The following is a 17,531-nucleotide window of genomic DNA, read 5'->3' on the forward strand; positions in this document are numbered from 1 at the left end:
TCTAATCTCGCGATATAAGATGAAGCACATCTTATAAAAAGGGCTTGAGATTAAAGAGCGCCGTAGATTACAGAACTAATAGCCGCTAGACCACATAAAGCTGTAAAGATTTGTACAGGCGCTGAAGTTTTGTACTTAGCCATTGCTGGTACTTTGTTCATTGCGAATACAGGCATTAGGAACAGGATAGCTGCAATCATTGGAGCACCCATTGTTTCAATCATACCTAGGATGCTTGGGTTAACTACCGCAACAATCCAAGTTGTAATAACGATGAACGCTAGAGATGCTTTTTCAATCTTGCTTACTGAAGAACCAGAGCGAGATTTGATTAGACCAACAAGACCTTCGTGAGCACCAAGGAAGTGACCAAAGTAGCTTGAAGTAATTGCCGCGAACGCTACTAGAGGACCCATGTAAGAGATAAGTGGAGACTCGTGAACGTTAGCTAGGTAAGAAAGAACAGAGATGTTCTGTGCTTGTGCTGTTGCTAGTTGCTCTGGAGATAGAGAAAGTACTACAGAGAATACGAAGAACATTACAAAGCCCATCAGCATCATTGCTGCGCCGCCAGTAATTTGGTCAGTTTTCTTAACTGCGTCTTCACCGTATACACGACGTTGCTCTTTAGAGAACTGTGAAATGATTGGGCTGTGGTTGAAAGAGAACACGATGATTGGAATAGCAAGCCAGATAATAGAAGGCATTGTTGACCATTCTGGGCTTACATCCATCATTGAAGTGTTCCAGTCAGGAACTAGGTAGAAAGATAGTGCTAGTAGGATGAATACTAGTGGGTAAACCATCGCTGAAGTTGCTTTAAGCATCAGCTCTTTACCGAATACAACACCTGCTGTCATAGCAAGGATAAGTGCACCAGAAAGAAGAGGACGTGGAATTGATTCCATACCCATTTGGTTTACTAGGAAAGAGTCAACTGTGTTTGTGATACCAACACCGTAGATAAGAACGATCGGGTAGATAGCGAAGAAGTAAGCAAAAGTAATAATGTTTGCGCCAGTCTTACCGAAGTGCTCTTCAACTGTGTCTGTAATATCAGCTTCAGGGTTTTTAGCAGACAGTACGAAACGAGCTAGAGATTTGTGTGCGAACCAAGTCATTGGTGCCGCGATTAAAGCTAGGATAACTAATGGCCAAAAACCACCCGCACCAGCTTTGATTGGAAGGAATAGTACGCCAGCACCAACTGCTGTACCGAATAGTGATAAACACCAGGTAAAATCTTTGTAGTTAAACTTGCTTGAATCTTTAACGGCATTTGCCGAAGAAGTTGTTGTGTTCATGTTAAATTACTCATTTTTTGGGAACAGGAAATAAGTCGGGGCTAATTCTGCAGAATTTTCTTCTACAAAAAATAGATCTAAATCATGTAATGAAACGGCGTGTCACATGATATGCGAAAAACGGATTTTTGATCACGAAAATAGCGTGCCACAGGTGATTTATGCTTATGCTTGGTATTAGTTTTATTAATGCGAAAGGAGGTGTTGTATAGATTTATACCAGGGAAACGTTTGCGTAAAATTGCATTAATAAATCTGTTCCATGGAAAGACTGCTTTTTGTTAACAGAGATTAAACAAAACGTAGTTGCTATGTAATTTGTTGCACTACATGTTGCTGCAGTGATTGAATGATTTGCGCCGTAACGCCCCAAATTAGGTGCTCTTGGAAGGGCATCGCAAAAACACGATGCTTGATTTGTTTGAAGTTAACAGTGTGGCTGTGTAACTTGGCTTGGTCTAAAACATAGGTAGCGGGTACCTCAAAAATTGAGGCAACTTCGTTTTCATCAATGATGGCTTTATAGTCAGGATCGACCATGGCAACAATCGGCGTCACAGAAAATTTACTAATAGTACTCAATGCAGGTAATTGCCCAACAATTTTAACTTGATCCGATCGAATTCCCACCTCTTCATGGAGCTCTCTTAGTGCAGTAAATTGCATAGAAGGGTCAGAAAGTTCGTGTTTACCTCCAGGAAAGCTGACCTGGCCGGGGTGATGCTTTAAATGAGCGGCTCTTTTAGTAAAAATGACATGTAAACCATCTTCTCTTTCAACTAAACCTACCACCACCGCCGCTTTACGTAATTGATCGCCATTGATATGCGAAACACGCTCTACTGACTCTGGGTGATAGCCAACGGTAGGGTTAAGTTGGAATTGTTGAAGGAAGTTTTCTTTATTCATATCAAGCCAATATATTGATTGTTATGATTTTAAGTATAGACATAACAGTGGGTTGATTACCAATACTGAGTTTTTCTTCATTTACTTTCCCTCTTTAATTATGAATTGGGCGTCATGAGGGGTTGTTTACCGATGAATCTCCTCGAAATGACGATTTTTGCTATATTCAATATGTGTATACAGGCGAGCAAGCGTTATCCATGTCATAAAATTGGGGGACGAAACGTAGATTTTTCGTTTAAGAATTTGATAACAATAACTTAGTGGCCCATTCTAAAAAGAAATAGAAGAAAAGGTATGAGATGAAAGGAATCATATTCACCGAATTTTTAGAGCTTGTTGAAGACAAGTTTGGTTTAGAGCTTTTGGAAGAAGTTCTAGAAATGTCAGAAGATGAAGGGATCTACACGTCCGTTGGTAGTTATGATCACAGAGATCTGGTTAAGCTCATCATTAACTTGAGCAAAAAAACGGATATCGATGCTGCAAGCTTGCAACGCGTTTTCGGGCAGTCTGTATTTAAGAACTTACTCGCCTCTTTACCTAATAAAGCGAGCCTTGCTCATAGCAATACCACCTTTCAATTTATTCAGCACGTAGAGCGCTACATTCACGTTGAAGTGAAGAAGCTCTATCCGGATGCTGAGCCACCTGAATTCAGTTTTATTACTACGACCGAAGCACAACTTGTTTTTGACTACAAAAGCGCAAGGTGTATGTCTCACGTTTGTTTAGGGCTTATCGAAGGGTGTTCTGAATACCATGGTGAATCTATTGTGGTAGAAATGACGCCACAAAATGATGACCAAAGCGTGGTTAGGTTTAATCTCAAAGTAGAAAAGTGATATGGATCTGGTATCAGCCCTAGAGAAAAAGCTTAAACGTCAAATTGCTTCACGGAAAGTGGCCGAAGCATTGTTGGAACAAAAAAGTCTCGAACTGTTTGAGGCAAACCAACAACTTGAGCTTGCGCTGCGTCAGTTAGAAAAGCGCTCCAACGCAAATTTACGTCGGATTGAATTCCAAGAACAGATTGATAACCTGTTGATTGATTTCGGTCGTACATTTCTTATGAATGATCTAGACGATGTCATGTTGTCACAGTTGACGACGAATGTGACCAACAGTTATTTGATTGAAGGCAGTCGCTTGATATTGCCTCCAAAATTACTTCCTCAGCTAAAAACCTACGACTATGGCGATGAAGCTGTCGAGGTACTAGATCAAGATATTCAAGAGCCTCATTGGCAAGGCTGCCTACTTACCGTGCCGTTAGAGGTAGAAAAGGTGATAGTCGGTGCGTTAATAGTGAAGGTCAGGTTGTTAGATCAAGACTATGAATTTATACAGAGTCAACTGGTGTTGGTGACTGATCTTATCTGTAGTGCACTAACTCATCAGCTTGCTATTAATCGAAATGTTGAATCGCGTAAACGAGCAGAGGAGTCCGAAAGGGCAACCCGTGATTTTGTCGCGATGATTAATCACGAATTAAGAACCCCTCTTAATGGCTTACTCGGTAGTGCTGAACTGATCAGTGATACAGAATTAAGTGGATCTCAGCGTGAGATAGTGAATAACCTGAGCCAATCTGGAGAGTTTCTCAGAACCATCATTAATGACCTACTGGATTACAGTAAAATCAATGCGGGAATGTTGGAGTTAATACCGAAGAAGTTCGCGCTCCATGATCTGAGAAATACTATTGATAGTATTTTTACCAATCGAGCGCTTGAAAAGCAGCTTCAGTTTGAAGTCAACGTATACAAAGGTGTACCGAGCCACTTCTATGGTGACTTAGAGCGTATTACTCAACTGTTCGTAAACCTGATTGGAAACGCAATCAAGTTCACGGCTCAAGGTCATGTGAATGTTGAGATCAAATGGCTGAAAGACCAATTTATCTTTTCCGTTGAGGACACTGGAGTCGGGATCGCTCAATCCGCTTATAAGACACTGTTTGAACCTTTTACTCAGGCCGATAATTCAAGTAGCCGAAATTATGAAGGCACAGGGCTAGGTCTGGCTATTTGTCGTAAGCTAGTTGGATTGATGCATGGTGATATTAGCGTGACCAGCATCGTGGGAAGTGGGACGACTTTTACTATTGCGCTGCCTTTGCAGGTAATCGATGTTTCTGATGAAAACAGTCGAGTGTCGCAAAATACTGAATCAGATGTCGGCTTGTCTTTATTAAAAGTGCTGGTGGTTGATGATATTAAGATGAACCAGATCATCATCCAACAGATGTTGCGTAAGCACAAGATAGAGCCTGCTATTGCCAGCAATGGAGTCGAAGGGCTAGAGCTTGCTTCAGGTAATGAATATGACATAGTGTTTATGGATTGCAGAATGCCAGTCATGGACGGTTTTGAAGCGACAGAGAAGCTTAGAGAGAAGGGTTACGTTAAATCTATTGTGGCACTCACCGCCGGAACGACGCTAGAAGAGCGCGAACGTTGTATTCAGTGTGGGATGGACGACATTCTTAGTAAGCCTTATACAGCTATCGACCTTAAAGAAATGCTCAAGAAGTGGGGTGCTTCTGCTGTGAAGGTCGTTTAAGCCACGCTAATAACGAGTGATTAATTGTGAACCCCCTGATTTAGAAACTAAAAAAACCGAAGTGATTTTGCGATCCTTCGGTTTCTTGTTATATCGAGTTTTTGCTAGTTGCAAAGCTGCGGAATGGCGATTAATGACGCTATGCTTAGCAATCTTCAAGTATCGGTAGAATTCGACTCAGCTTATCCAGTGTTTCTTGGTATTCAGAAGCACAATCACTATCAAATACCACACCACCGCCAGCCCAAGCATAAAGCGTATTGTTCTCTGCCACCAAAGTACGAATAGTAATGCTTGTGTCCATTCTGCCATTTCGGCTGATGTAACCAATACTGCCGCAATACGCTGAACGTCGATGCGGCTCTAATTCCTCAATGATCTGCATAGCGCGAACCTTTGGTGCGCCGGTAATTGACCCGCCAGGAAAACAAGCTCTCAGAAGGTCAGTCGCTGAATATTGGTCATCAAGGTCAGCTCGTATCGTGCTAACCAAGTGATGCACAGCAGGGAAGCTCTCAATATCGAACAGCTTTGGCACATGAACCGTGCCCGGTTTTGCCACTCGGCCAATATCGTTGCGAAGAAGATCGACGATCATCAAGTTCTCTGCCTGATCTTTATCGGCGCTTGCTAGGTCCTGCGCGTTAGCGTCATCAATCACGTGGTCGTCAGAACGAGGTCGTGTGCCTTTGATTGGCTTGGTTTCAATCACATTGTCTTTGAGTTCTAAGAAACGCTCTGGCGAAACGCTGATGATTGCGCAGTCGGCCAAACGGATAAAGCCAGAAAAGGGCGCTGAGTTGTACTGCTCAAGCTTTTCGTAAGCCAGCCATTCACTGCCTTGGTATTGGGCATTGAAGCGCTGAGCCAAATTAATCTGATAGCAGTCACCGGATAACAGGTACTCTTGAACACTATCGAACTTGGTCGCGTAGCGCTCTTCACTCATATTGGATTGCCACGGCGCGGTTAATCCAAAGGGCGCATGTGTTACGTTTGATTGAGCCATTTTCTGTATCAGCCAATCATGATGTTCATCGATATTGCTGCCGACAATACACGCCGTTTTCAATTTGTGGTCAACGATCACTGCCCATTCATACAAGCCAACCGCCATGTCAGGTGCTTCAATATCACGCTTTGCGAGTGAAGGAAGTGTCTCTACTCTGCGCCCTAAATCATAACTAAAGTAGCCTAAAGCGCCGCCAACAAATGGCAACTCAGCGTGCTCTTTAGTCGCAGGTAATAACTGTTGCTGATATTGGTCGAGTAGTTCGAAAGGATCAGAGTCTGAAACCTCGCACGTTTCATTAACATTAACGGTTGTTTCTGCACCGATTGTCTCGAAGGTGGCGATGGGTTGAGCAACTAAAATATCGTATCGACTATCAACGTGGCTTTCTGAAGCGGAGCGTAATAGCATAGCCCACGGCAGGTTTTCAATATGGGAAAACAGCTGTTTAGCTAAAGTTGATTGATATTCAAGCGGCTTGATTTGGGTAGAGCGAAATTCGTTGTTATTCATTTGTTTAATTTGTGACAAAGAGTTCGATCACTGCATGGCGTGTGAGAGGAAGCAAGAGTATCATAAATTGAAAATAAAATGGGTTCTTGATTAGAACGGAGTAATCCAAGTGGTTTAGTTTAAAGCTATGCAAGCGATTGCTAAAGCAACTAAATACAGCTCAACACAATAAAAAGCTAAACCACCTAATTCGATTTGGCATATATAGCCAAGCTGTGAACCCACATGGAACCAGAACAATAAAGAGGCATGCAATGACGGTTATTCGTAAGCAAGATGTGATCAGCAGTGTCGCTGACGCACTTCAGTACATTTCTTATTATCACCCTTTAGACTTTGTCCAAGCCCTAGAAAAAGCGTACGAGAAAGAAGAGAGCCAAGCAGCAAAAGATGCTATCGCTCAGATTCTTATTAACTCGCGCATGTCTGCGGAAGGCCATCGTCCAATTTGTCAGGATACGGGTATTGTTACTTGTTTCGTGAACATCGGTATGGATGTTAGGTGGGAAACGGATCAAACAGTACAACAGATGGTTGATGAAGGCGTTCGTCAAGCTTACAACAACCCAGACAACCCATTGCGTGCATCTGTCCTAATGGACCCTGCAGGTAAGCGTATTAATACAAAAGATAACACACCAGCGGTTGTCCACATTAATATGGTTCCAGGCAACAAAGTTGAAATTCAAATCGCGGCAAAGGGCGGCGGTTCTGAGAACAAAACCAAGATGGTTATGCTGAACCCTTCTGATGATATTGCAGAGTGGGTAGAGAAGACGCTACCAACAATGGGCGCTGGCTGGTGTCCACCGGGTATGCTTGGTATAGGCATCGGAGGTACAGCTGAGAAAGCAGCAGTGCTAGCGAAAGAATCTTTGATGGAACACATCGATATCCAAGAGCTTATCGAGAAAGGTCCAGAGAACGCAGAAGAAGAGCTTCGTTTAGACATCTTCAACCGTGTAAACAAACTGGGTATTGGTGCACAAGGTCTTGGCGGTCTAACGACTGTGGTTGACGTCAAAATCAAAACAGCGCCAACGCATGCAGCCTCTAAACCAGTATGTTTGATCCCGAACTGTGCAGCAACGCGTCACGTTCACTTCACACTAGACGGTAGCGGCCCTGCAGAGCTAACACCACCTAAGCTAGAAGAGTGGCCAGACATCACTTGGGAAGCGGGCGCAAATACACGCCGTGTTAACCTTGATGAAGTGACTAAAGAAGACGTACAAGAGTGGAAGACCGGCGAAACGGTTCTTCTATCTGGCAAGATCTTAACAGGTCGTGATGCTGCTCATAAACGTATTCAAGGCATGCTAGAAAGCGGCGAAGGCTTACCTGCTGGCGTTGATTTCAAAGGCAAGTTCATTTACTACGTGGGTCCTGTTGATGCTGTAGGTGATGAAGCGGTAGGTCCTGCTGGCCCAACAACGTCTACTCGTATGGATAAGTTTACCGACATGATGCTGAACGAAACTGGCATTATGGGTATGATCGGTAAAGCGGAACGTGGTCCTGCAACGGTTGAATCAATCAAAGAACACAAAGCGGTGTACCTAATGGCGGTTGGTGGTGCAGCTTATTTAGTCGCGAAAGCAATTAAAAAAGCACGCGTAGTTGCGTTTGAAGATCTCGGTATGGAAGCGATTTACGAGTTTGAAGTTGAAGATATGCCAGTAACGGTAGCAGTTGATTCTAACGGCGTGAACGCACACCAGATCGGCCCTGACACGTGGAAAGTGAAGATTGCTGAAGCTGAGAAAGCGTAATTAACCGAAGCCAAAAAATCGTAATTGTCGCTAACTTCAGCGTTTGAATTGCAATTTTTGACAGAAAGTTGAAGACAAAAGTGCAGCATTATCTGCACTTTTGTCATATTATCAATGATATAGTGATAAACACATAGTTTGATATAAGAACATAGGAGAGAGGAATGCCTCGTTTTATTCAGATCCTACAGATTATCTTGGCAGTGGTGATTGGTGCTTTTGTTGGCTACGACCTGATCTTGAAAGGGATTAGTATCTTTGATAATAAATACGTGACGATTACTTGTGCGCTTTGGCTAATTGCAGAGATTGCACTGTTTGTTATCTACAAGTTGATTGAAGACGATTAAACGTCGGATATCGTGCAAAAATTTTAAAGCCCCTGATTATGAATGTAGTCAGGGGCTTTTATTCATCTAGCATTAAGAATGTGTATTGCATACTAATCACCATAAGCATAAGCATAAGCATAAGCATACAATCTATCCCATCTGGGAAAGAACATAGGCTTGCCTCGCTATTATCATAATCAGCTAGCCTAATTATCACGGAGTCGTTCAAATGAAACACCTAACTCAAGAAATGAGTGACTTTATAAGCAGAGGAACGGATTCTCATATTCGAGTAGCGGTCACGGGGCTTTCTCGTGCGGGTAAGACAGCATTCATTACTTCGCTGGTTAATCAGCTTCTTCATACGTCTACCCATAAAAACCTACCACTGCTTGCATCGGCGAGAGATGGAAGAATTATTGGTGCAAAGCGGATCCCTCAACACAACATGATGATTCCACGTTTCTCATATGATGAAGCGATGGAGTCGTTGAATGCACAGCCACCAGAATGGCCTGTGCCAACGCGTGATGTCAGTGAGATTCGTCTAGCTATCAAATATAAGCCAGCGAAGGGCGCAAAAAAACTACTGAGTAAAAACAGCACCCTTTATCTCGATATTGTCGATTACCCAGGCGAATGGCTGCTTGATTTACCCTTACTGGATATGGATTTTGAAACCTGGAGTCATTCTCAATTCGCTGCGTTGAAAGGGGATAGAGAAACCTACTCGCAAGAGTGGAACGTAATGCGTGGTGATATCGACTTGCTAGCAGAAGCGGACGAAAAGAAACTGGTCGCGATTGCCGATAGCTACACCCAGTACCTTCATACTTGTAAAAGTAACGGACTGCATTGGGTACAGCCGGGTCGATTCGTATTACCCGGTGAGCTTGAAGGCGCGCCTGTGCTGCAATTCTTCCCGTGTATCGCACCTGAGGGTAAGTTCTCAAAAACAAGTAACTATGCGGTACTGAAAGCGCGTTATGAAGAGTATCAACAGAAGGTAGTGAAAGCGTTCTACAAGAATCACTTCGCGACGTTCGACAGACAAATCGTGTTGGTGGATTGCTTGCAGCCACTCAATGCGGGTTATGACTCTTTCATGGATATGCGTGGTGCACTTGAACAGTTATTGAAGAGCTTTAAGTACGGTCGAAGCAATATCTTAAGACGCTTATTCGCGCCGAAGATCGACAAGATCTTGTTTGCAGCCACTAAAGCTGACCACGTGACACCGGATCAACATCCGAACTTGGTGTCACTGTTACAACAGATGGTGCATCCGGCTTGGCAACAAGCGGCGTTTGAACACATAGACATGAGTTGTATGAGTATCGCGTCTATTCAAGCGACCAGTGCGGGTTATATCTCGTCGGGCTCAGACAATGTTCCGGCGTTGCAAGGTGTGACTTTGGATAATGTCTCTCAAACCATGTATCCGGGAGAAGTGCCGCGTAAGTTGCCCAATAAACAGTATTGGGAAAGCAACCAGTTTGATTTCACGAGCTTTAGGCCGATGGAGCAACATTCCGATGAGCCTTGCCAACACCTAAGAGTCGACAAGGTTTTAGAGTATCTCATTGGCGACAAGTTGAAGTAATTGAGGCAATCAAAATGAGTGAATTAAAAACAAAGCAGGTCTTTAATGAACCGTTGAAGACCTCTTTTGATGAGCAAGATAAGAACGAAGTTGGCCCGGATTTAGGCGCTCAACAACTGTTCACAGAGCAAGAAAAATTTGTACCTGTCGCACCACAAGTGGAAACTGACCTTGATGGTGAAGCTGAGCAGCAATTGGAACAGGTGATTCGACCGAACAAAACGAAGAAGTGGTTTGGAACGGGCTTACTGGTCGCTTTTTCTGGCCTAGTTGGATGGCAGGCAATTGATTCGGTCATAATCGCGATTCAAACTGCCGATTGGCTTGCGTTGGGTTGGGCTGGCTTTATTGCTGCCATTGCTTCATTGGGTTTAGGCGCAATAGGCAAAGAGCTATGGAAACTGCGCTCGCTTAAAGATCACTTTAGTGTGCAAGAGCAGAGTGAAGAGCTCTTGCAAAGCCAAAGTGTCGGCAAGGGTAAAGCGTTCTGTGAAAACATCGCAAAGCAGGGCGGCATTATTGCTGAGTCTCCAGCTTACGATAAATGGCGAAACAGCATTAACCCAGCACACAGCGATGCTGAAGTGTTGGATATGTACGATGCTCTGGTTGTCGCCCAGCAAGACAAAGTGGCGACTCAAATTGTCACTAAGTTTTCAACCGAATCGGCTGCTTTGGTTGCAGTGAGTCCATTGGCGGCGGCTGATATGTTGCTGGTGGCGTGGCGTAATTTCACTATGATAGATAAGCTTGCTGATGTGTATGGCATTGAGCTTGGCTACTGGTCTCGCATTAAGCTGTTTAAGTTGGTATTAATCAACATGGCAGCAGCAGGGGCGAGTGAACTCGCGATAGACGCAAGTATGGATCTCGTCTCGATGGACTTAGCTGGTAAAGTCTCAGCTCGAGCAGGTCAGGGCTTAGGTGTCGGTATTCTGACTGCTCGATTAGGGTTAAAAGCCATGACATTGCTTCGCCCAATGCCTTGGCATAACGAGCGAAAAGTAAAACTGGCAGACCTCCGCAAAGCCGTTCTTTTAGAAATAAAGCGTATTACTCTCAAATAAAGCATTGAAAGCTCAATAGTTTGAGAAGAAGAGTAAACATATGTTTACTCTTCTTCTTGACTGAACTCAGAGCTTAATCCACACTACTGTCAACTTATCCTGACACCTATAATAGGACTATTTGTGCGTCTTGAAGTATTGTGTGAAGACAGACTCGGCTTAACGCGTGAGTTGCTCGATATCTTGGCCTCAAAAAGCATTGATTTAAGAGGAATCGAAATTGATGTTAAAGGCATTATCTACCTAAACTGCCCTGATATCGATTTTGATGCTTTTAGTGAACTTATGGCTGAAATTCGCCGAATTTCAGGTGTGAAGGATGTACGTAAAATCCAATTTATGCCAAGCGAAAGGCATAATACCGAGCTGATTGCTCTGCTGGCAAACCTACCTGACCCTGTTATTGCGATTGACCTTAAAGGCTCAGTCGATATGGCTAACCACGCTGCGTTGAACCTCTTCAACAAGCAAGAAGACGAAGTGATCGGTGAACCACTAGCGACGTTTGTTCCTAGCTTTAACTTTGCTCGCTGGATCGAAGGTGATGTAACGCGCCATCGTGAAGTTGTCGTGTTGGATGGTTTAGATTTCTCTATTGAGATCCTGCCGATTTACCTTGGTGGTGATGTCAACGAAGCGGTACTGGCGAGCGCAGTAATGACGATTCGTTCTTGTAACCAAGAGATGAACTCGCCAGATTCAATCCCAGAACAGAACAACCTAGGTTTCGAACATTTTGTTGGTGTCTCTAATCGCCATAAAGCCTTGATCAGCCAAGCTAAGAAATTGGCTATGCTGGATCAGCCTCTATTAATTGAAGGCGATACAGGTACAGGCAAAGAGATGTTGGCGAAAGCGTGTCATAACCGTTCTAATCGTTCTTCTTTCCCATTCTTGATTCTAAGCTGTGCATCGATGCCTGATGACGTAGCGGAAACGGAATTGTTTGGTCATGCGCCGGGTTCATTCAACCATGAGCAAGGTCATAAAGGCATTTTCGAGCAAGCGAATGGCGGTACGGTATTTTTAGATGAAATTGGCGAGATGAGCCCGCATCTACAAATCAAACTGCTGCGTTTCTTACAAGATGGTTCATTCCGTCGTGTTGGTGAAGAAGAAGAGATGCACGCTGATGTTCGTATTATTGCATCAACGCGTCATCGTCTTTCTGAATTAGCAGACTCGGGTTCGTTCCGTGAAGATTTGTTCTATCGCTTGAATGTACTGACTCTGTCTATTCCAGCATTGCGTGAACGCTCAAACGACGTAGCACCGCTGTTGGAATTGTTCGTTGCAAAGTACGCGCAGCAATTAGGTATGTTAAAACCAAAACTGACTCAAGAGTTAATCGACCAGCTTGGTAATTACCAATGGCCGGGCAACATTCGTCAATTGGACAACATGGTTCTTCGTGCGCTAACAGAGTTGGACTCAGACACACTAACGGTTGAGCAATTCCATTTGCCACAGCTTGAAACAATGACAGCTGGAATGGCGAACCTGAGCTTAGACGGCTCGCTCGATGAAATCATGAAAGACTACGAATCTCAGATTCTAGAAAAGCTTTACCAGTCTTTCCCATCAAGTCGTAAGCTTGCAAAGCGTTTGAATGTATCTCATACCTCAATTGCGAATAAGCTTCGTGACTACGGTATCAGAAAGAACTGATCGAATAAGAACAAGATTATGGAAGATTTGAGCACACCGGAACGCATTTACAAGCGAGATGGGAATCTGATTTTGCGCACCGCTGAGATAGACGATGCAATTATGATCAGTGAGTATTTTCAGGTTAACCGAGAGTACCTGAAACCTTGGGAGCCAATTCGCGAAGATGCATTTTTTGATAGAACGGGCTGGGCACAGCGCCTGATTAAGTTAAACGAGCTTCATAAAATGGGGCTTGGTTACTATTGTTTATTGATTAATGCGGACTCTAACGAAATGTTAGGGACTATCTCGTTCAGTAATTTGTCTCGTTTCCCGTTCTACGCGTGTAACGTTGGCTACTCATTGGCTCAAAGTGCACAAGGCCACGGTTACATGCGCAGAGGCTTGAATATGGCCAAAGACTACATGTTTGATGTGCAGAACATGCATCGCTTAATGGCGGGCTACATGCCTCACAATGAACGCAGTGCGAGCGTATTGGAACATCTTGGTTTTGTTCGAGAAGGCTTTGCCAAAGACTACTTACAGATTAACGGTAAATGGGAAGACCATGTACTGACCGCGTTAGTTAACCCAAACTGGGAAGACAAACGTAATGTTTAAATAAATAGTATTTAAGCGCACAAGCTAACAACGAATTTAAAGGCAGCGAATATCAAGCGATTAGACATCGCCGCTGTATCAAAAAAGAACATATAGGCATGGTAGATCCATCAGCCTGAGAAGATATTTGAGGAATTTTGATGTCATACACAACTTTGGACGAATACCAAAGAAAATGGATTTTTACTCACCAGTCAATGCCACTGCCAGCTGAGGACTTGGAAAAGATTAAACCAATGACACAGGCGAGAGCATCTCAGTTCTGGAAAGAGAACGTGAGCCCTCAAAGCCCAGATGCAGAACGCCTAAGCTCACAAGACTGGCCAAGCAAAGCATCGAACTGGAATGAAGAGATCAGCTGGATGGCGCATTGGGAAGCGGATGAGCCTGAAATGCCAGAAGAGATTCTTAATTTTATCGATTGGCAAGATGATGTAACTGTTTATTTTTGTTACGAAAAATACAATGTTCTTGAAACCAAATGGGCGATTTTCAAGAAGCATTGGAAAAACTTTTTGTTCTACGATGACGGCCCAATTTTATTAGGTCGCCGTCGCTCAGAAGCACTTTGGTTTGCAACAAACGGCACTGTGAAAATCGGGAACCGAGCATAAGCTGTAGAACGAGTTACAAGCTATAGAAAAGCGAGCCTAGAGCTCGCTTTTTTGTGCCTGATGATCGCTGAGGATCGTCGATAACGTAATCTGTTTTGCAACTTGTTTTTCGTGGTGTTTGTAGCTGCGTTAAAACAATAAAATTCCAAAATTGAGATCTCTATCCCATTGGTAACATTGAGGTTTTGTCTCTATTAACTATATTTATAGTACTGCCTTAGTGGAGGTGAAGTATTATGATTTGGGATACTCTCGAACGTGTAAATAAACTTCGCAAGGAAGCAATGGAAGATCCAGAGTTTTTGGATTCAGCAAAAATGCATGAGGAATGGCTTTTAAGCGAAACTCATAATCAATCAAATAAAGGAGCTAAAGAGAAGAAACCGAAAAAACTATCTGACATTTATGAGAATACGGATTTTCCTATCAACCCAACTGGAACTAAACATTAACAATGATTAACTGCAATACGGCTAAGGCTCTTAACCCCAAAGCTGATTATCAACGACACATACCAGCCTTAACCTACCAATAAAAAAGCCACTTTCAACGAATCGAAAGTGGCTTTTTCTTTACTAGTCAGCACTCAAAATAACGAGTTTTAAAACTAGTTATTAATCAGGCTTAATCCACTTGGTAACGCATCACCAAACACACGCTTAGACTCGTTCTCAGAAAGCTCTGTTACTTCACTCACTAGCGTTAACCAAGACTCTGGCACCTTGCTTTGCTTGAGCTTCTCAATCACTTGATTGCGATAGTCGTCAGAGATATCAAACTGACGGTCACCGGTTTTACGACAAATCATCACCGCTGCAAAGGCGATCATTTGCTCTTTATGCCAGTTCTGTTCAAGCAGTTTAGGTAACCACTGTTCAGCTTGTTCTCTAGGAATCACGCTGTGTTGGCTACCATACAAAGGTGTTCTTGATGCTAATCGACCTAGCGCCCACCAGTGCGCTTGTTCAAATTGGTTATGATTAATCGCTTTGCTTAAGAACCAACTTGCCAGCAGTACTTTGTCTTCAACCTCAAGTTGCTCAAGCGACGCCGCTAAACGAACCATAGCTTCATAACCATTGTCTTGCGCATCTTTGGCTGTTTTGGGGTTCTTCATTGCACCTGGGTGAAGGTACTTAGCGATGTCTGCCAAGATACTTTCTTGCTGCTCTTGGTTTAGTCCACCAGCGACACGACGCCAGAATACCCACCAGTCCGTCCAACCTTGATGGTTCTTAAACTGAATGTTCTGTTGGTAAAGGCCCCAAATTTGTTCGATACGCCATGAGTCAGTCGGATCGCCAAAGCCAGGACGTAGCGAGTATCCCGCCAAACGCAGCCAGTTCTTCTCGTGTGCTTCTGAACGGCGGCGACGCTTACGACCTAATGAGAAGGTATCAAACAGGTGACGAAGGGTCGTGAAGTCCCATTCATCGCGTTTACCTAGTCGCTTCTCAAGATCTTTAGATAGTGTCTTGATCTCTTTCGATTCAGCACTCTTTTTGTTGCCACTGTAGAGGCGAGAAATCAACTCCTTGCACTCTTCCAATCTTGGATGAAGTGTGGAGGCATCAGATTCATCGCCTTGCTTGTTTCTCACTTCAAACTCGAGCAACCAACGCTTAGAGTCATCTTCTGTACTTACACACTCCATTTTCAGTGTGCCGACTTCCGTTAACTGACAAGCGAGTAAAACTTCGACGCGTTCTTTTTGGTTGGCTTGAAGCTCTGCAGTACCTGAGCCTTCCAAGGTCGAAATATAAGGTGGAAGAGGAGAGAACAAATCGGCATCCACATTGACCATCACGCCGTTTTGAATGGCGGTGTCGTGAGCAATTTGATCGTGTGTTGAAGTCAGTAGATTAAATCGTACTGGCTCACCTAAAGTCAGCGAGAAACGACGGCTGTTTAAGCGTATCTCTTGTCCTTCCTCAGTCCCCTTGGCAAGCAGACAAAGTGCTTTGCCCATCTTGTTCTTCTCTTGTAGATGCAAGAAGTAAGAACGAGCGGCACCGCCACCGATTTTCAGTTGCGCGCCACGGCGGGCTTTACCAAAGGCAACCGCGCCAAGGGCAACAGACCAATCTGGATGAGGGTTATCAAGCACTGTGATTGGAGAACCGTTCCAGTTGCCCAGTAGCTGAGTGATTCGCTCAGTGACCAATTCACTGTTGAACACACCACCATTGAGTAGTACGCCAACGGGAATTGCAGGTTTGGTGTCATCGAACTCAATCGAGTCTGAGTTTTCCAGAGCGGCTTTAGACACTTGTTGGTGAGTTGCTAGGAATTCTGCCACATGCTTACTCACCGCAGGGTCAGCCACGTAAGGCAGGCCAAATTCAACAACAGCACTGCGGCGTTTGTCTGGCACTTCTGTAAACTCAGAAAGCGGGAAGAAACCTTCCAATGCGATTTGATGAACTTCTTGTTTGGTTAAACCAATACTCTTAGTTCCGCCAAGTAGTTTAGAACCGCTACCTAGCATGGTGATCTTCACATCATCTGGTGCATTGGCAGAAAGCAGGCTCTCTTTTGCAGCGCGAGTCTGCTGAATCAGTTTGGTTAGGCTAGAGGCATTCAGCTTTTTGTTTTGATTGAAGCGTTGCTCAGCAAGGTGAGCAAGTGCTAAGTCGAGGTTGTCACCACCGAGCATCAAGTGTTCGCCAACGCCGATACGGTCGAGTGCGAGCTCGTTATTACCGTCGCTATTCGCATCGAACTTGGCTTCAATTAAGCTCAAGTCGGTGGTACCGCCACCAACATCACACACTAGAATCAGTGGGATCTGTTGAAGTTCATCTGCTGCGGTTTGTTGGTGACGTGCATACCAGTCATAACAAACGGCTTGCGGCTCTTCGAGTAACAGAATCTTACCTAAGCCTGCTAGTTCTGCTGCTTCGAGTGTTAGTTTACGTGCTGTCTCATCGAATGAAGCGGGAACGGTAACCACAACATCTTGGTCTTCAAGCTTATTGCTAGGATTACGGTAGTTCCATGCTTGGCGAATGTGATTCAGGTAGCTCGCACTCGCGACAACCGGCGATACTTTATCGACATCAGCTGCGCCTGCCCAAGGGAGAATATCGGAGTTACGGTCAACCGCTTGGTGCGATAACCAACTCTTCGCACTTGATACTTGGCGGCCTTCAACCTTAGCGCCCAATTCACGCGCCCATTCACCGACGATAACATTTTTGATATCGCCTTCAACTGGGCTTGGTTCCCACGGCATCGTCAGGTCTGAAGGGGAGATTTGACCTTGTGCTGGGTGGTAACGAAATGAAGGAAGTAGAGGCTTGCGAACCACTTCACCGGGGCCGATGAGTTGGTCAATATCGAAAAGAGAAACGGGAGCATGTTGTAGGTCGTCGTTGATTTCACAGTAAGCGACAACCGTATTCGTTGTGCCTAAGTCAATGCCGACTAAAAAACGAGGAGTTGCCATACAAAACCTTATTCTTCCAGAGTGATGACCAGTGTGTTTATAGATTTGGTCTTATTGTTGTTATTCGTATACGCCATTCCTGAGAAATAGGTAGGACTGGGTTGGAACGGTATTGATA

14 protein-coding genes are annotated in these 17,531 nt (G+C 44.1%); 10 read left to right on the forward strand and 4 right to left on the reverse strand.

Translation table 11 applies throughout. From position 1 onward, the window contains the following. Positions 1-50: 50 nt before the first annotated feature. Entirely contained in the window at positions 51-1,304 is a 1,254-nt protein-coding gene (locus QQ041_RS12160) for an aromatic amino acid transport family protein (RefSeq protein WP_076652937.1), read from the reverse strand. Positions 1,305-1,613: 309 nt separating this feature from the next. Continuing rightward, entirely contained in the window at positions 1,614-2,213 is a 600-nt protein-coding gene (locus tag QQ041_RS12165; RefSeq protein ID WP_146491314.1) for a CoA pyrophosphatase, read from the reverse strand. A gap of 302 nt (positions 2,214-2,515) precedes the next feature. On the opposite strand from QQ041_RS12165, the gene QQ041_RS12170 reads away from it, so the two are divergent. Both QQ041_RS12170 and QQ041_RS12175 read left to right on the forward strand, forming a co-directional pair. Further along, on the forward strand, positions 2,516-3,058 hold the full coding sequence (locus tag QQ041_RS12170; protein ID WP_285954025.1) for a heme NO-binding domain-containing protein: 543 nt from the start codon (positions 2,516-2,518) through the stop codon (positions 3,056-3,058). 1 nt (position 3,059) lies between these two features. Beyond that, positions 3,060-4,778, forward strand: coding sequence for an ATP-binding protein (locus tag QQ041_RS12175; protein ID WP_285954026.1), 1,719 nt, complete (start codon positions 3,060-3,062; stop codon positions 4,776-4,778). A 145-nt stretch (positions 4,779-4,923) separates the two neighbouring features. Here QQ041_RS12175 and pabB read toward each other — a convergent pair whose 3' ends face one another. After that, positions 4,924-6,303 (reverse strand): aminodeoxychorismate synthase component I, encoded by a 1,380-nt coding sequence (gene pabB, locus QQ041_RS12180; protein WP_285954027.1) that lies wholly within the window; start codon positions 6,301-6,303, stop codon positions 4,924-4,926. A 254-nt stretch (positions 6,304-6,557) separates the two neighbouring features. Between pabB and QQ041_RS12185 the strand changes: the two genes are divergently transcribed. The 8 genes from QQ041_RS12185 to QQ041_RS12220 all read left to right on the forward strand — a co-directional run bounded on the left by QQ041_RS12185 (position 6,558) and on the right by QQ041_RS12220 (position 14,417). Further along, entirely contained in the window at positions 6,558-8,075 is a 1,518-nt protein-coding gene (locus QQ041_RS12185; RefSeq protein ID WP_017068776.1) for a fumarate hydratase, read from the forward strand. Between the two features lie 164 nt (positions 8,076-8,239). After that, on the forward strand, positions 8,240-8,425 hold the full coding sequence (locus tag QQ041_RS12190; protein WP_004734731.1) for a hypothetical protein: 186 nt from the start codon (positions 8,240-8,242) through the stop codon (positions 8,423-8,425). Positions 8,426-8,636: 211 nt separating this feature from the next. Then, the gene (locus tag QQ041_RS12195; RefSeq protein WP_285954028.1) at positions 8,637-10,010 is read left to right on the forward strand and encodes a YcjX family protein; all 1,374 of its coding nucleotides are present in this window, start codon (positions 8,637-8,639) and stop codon (positions 10,008-10,010) included. A 14-nt stretch (positions 10,011-10,024) separates the two neighbouring features. Continuing rightward, the gene (locus tag QQ041_RS12200; RefSeq protein WP_285954029.1) at positions 10,025-11,077 is read left to right on the forward strand and encodes a YcjF family protein; all 1,053 of its coding nucleotides are present in this window, start codon (positions 10,025-10,027) and stop codon (positions 11,075-11,077) included. Positions 11,078-11,200: 123 nt separating this feature from the next. Then, positions 11,201-12,745, forward strand: a complete 1,545-nt coding sequence (tyrR, locus tag QQ041_RS12205; RefSeq protein WP_019822554.1) for a transcriptional regulator TyrR — start codon at positions 11,201-11,203, stop codon at positions 12,743-12,745. A gap of 18 nt (positions 12,746-12,763) precedes the next feature. Then, on the forward strand, positions 12,764-13,351 hold the full coding sequence (gene rimJ, locus QQ041_RS12210) for a ribosomal protein S5-alanine N-acetyltransferase (RefSeq protein WP_285954030.1): 588 nt from the start codon (positions 12,764-12,766) through the stop codon (positions 13,349-13,351). 140 nt (positions 13,352-13,491) lie between these two features. Beyond that, positions 13,492-13,965: a DUF2947 domain-containing protein gene (locus QQ041_RS12215; RefSeq protein ID WP_048664809.1), complete on the forward strand. Its 474-nt coding sequence runs from the start codon at positions 13,492-13,494 to the stop codon at positions 13,963-13,965. A 236-nt stretch (positions 13,966-14,201) separates the two neighbouring features. Beyond that, complete coding sequence (locus QQ041_RS12220; protein WP_012604204.1) at positions 14,202-14,417, forward strand: hypothetical protein; 216 nt, start codon at positions 14,202-14,204, stop codon at positions 14,415-14,417. A gap of 155 nt (positions 14,418-14,572) precedes the next feature. Here QQ041_RS12220 and QQ041_RS12225 read toward each other — a convergent pair whose 3' ends face one another. Beyond that, a complete protein-coding gene (locus QQ041_RS12225) occupies positions 14,573-17,413 on the reverse strand; it encodes an Hsp70 family protein (RefSeq protein WP_285954031.1) in 2,841 nt (946 codons plus the stop codon). Positions 17,414-17,531: the final 118 nt, after the last annotated feature.

This window comes from Vibrio sp. TMPB1044, assembly GCF_030442075.1.
In the GTDB taxonomy this organism is placed as follows: domain Bacteria; phylum Pseudomonadota; class Gammaproteobacteria; order Enterobacterales; family Vibrionaceae; genus Vibrio; species Vibrio satsumensis.

Coding starts and splice junctions, on each gene's coding strand:
- rimJ (WP_285954030.1), top strand. CDS start 12,764: ATGGAAGATTTGAGCACACCGGAACGCATTTACAAGCGAGATGGGAAT.
- pabB (WP_285954027.1), bottom strand. CDS start 6,303: ATGAATAACAACGAATTTCGCTCTACCCAAATCAAGCCGCTTGAATAT.
- QQ041_RS12195 (WP_285954028.1), top strand. CDS start 8,637: ATGAAACACCTAACTCAAGAAATGAGTGACTTTATAAGCAGAGGAACG.
- QQ041_RS12165 (WP_146491314.1), bottom strand. CDS start 2,213: ATGAATAAAGAAAACTTCCTTCAACAATTCCAACTTAACCCTACCGTT.
- QQ041_RS12175 (WP_285954026.1), top strand. CDS start 3,060: ATGGATCTGGTATCAGCCCTAGAGAAAAAGCTTAAACGTCAAATTGCT.
- QQ041_RS12190 (WP_004734731.1), top strand. CDS start 8,240: ATGCCTCGTTTTATTCAGATCCTACAGATTATCTTGGCAGTGGTGATT.
- QQ041_RS12215 (WP_048664809.1), top strand. CDS start 13,492: ATGTCATACACAACTTTGGACGAATACCAAAGAAAATGGATTTTTACT.
- QQ041_RS12170 (WP_285954025.1), top strand. CDS start 2,516: ATGAAAGGAATCATATTCACCGAATTTTTAGAGCTTGTTGAAGACAAG.
- QQ041_RS12200 (WP_285954029.1), top strand. CDS start 10,025: ATGAGTGAATTAAAAACAAAGCAGGTCTTTAATGAACCGTTGAAGACC.
- QQ041_RS12160 (WP_076652937.1), bottom strand. CDS start 1,304: ATGAACACAACAACTTCTTCGGCAAATGCCGTTAAAGATTCAAGCAAG.
- QQ041_RS12220 (WP_012604204.1), top strand. CDS start 14,202: ATGATTTGGGATACTCTCGAACGTGTAAATAAACTTCGCAAGGAAGCA.
- QQ041_RS12185 (WP_017068776.1), top strand. CDS start 6,558: ATGACGGTTATTCGTAAGCAAGATGTGATCAGCAGTGTCGCTGACGCA.
- QQ041_RS12225 (WP_285954031.1), bottom strand. CDS start 17,413: ATGGCAACTCCTCGTTTTTTAGTCGGCATTGACTTAGGCACAACGAAT.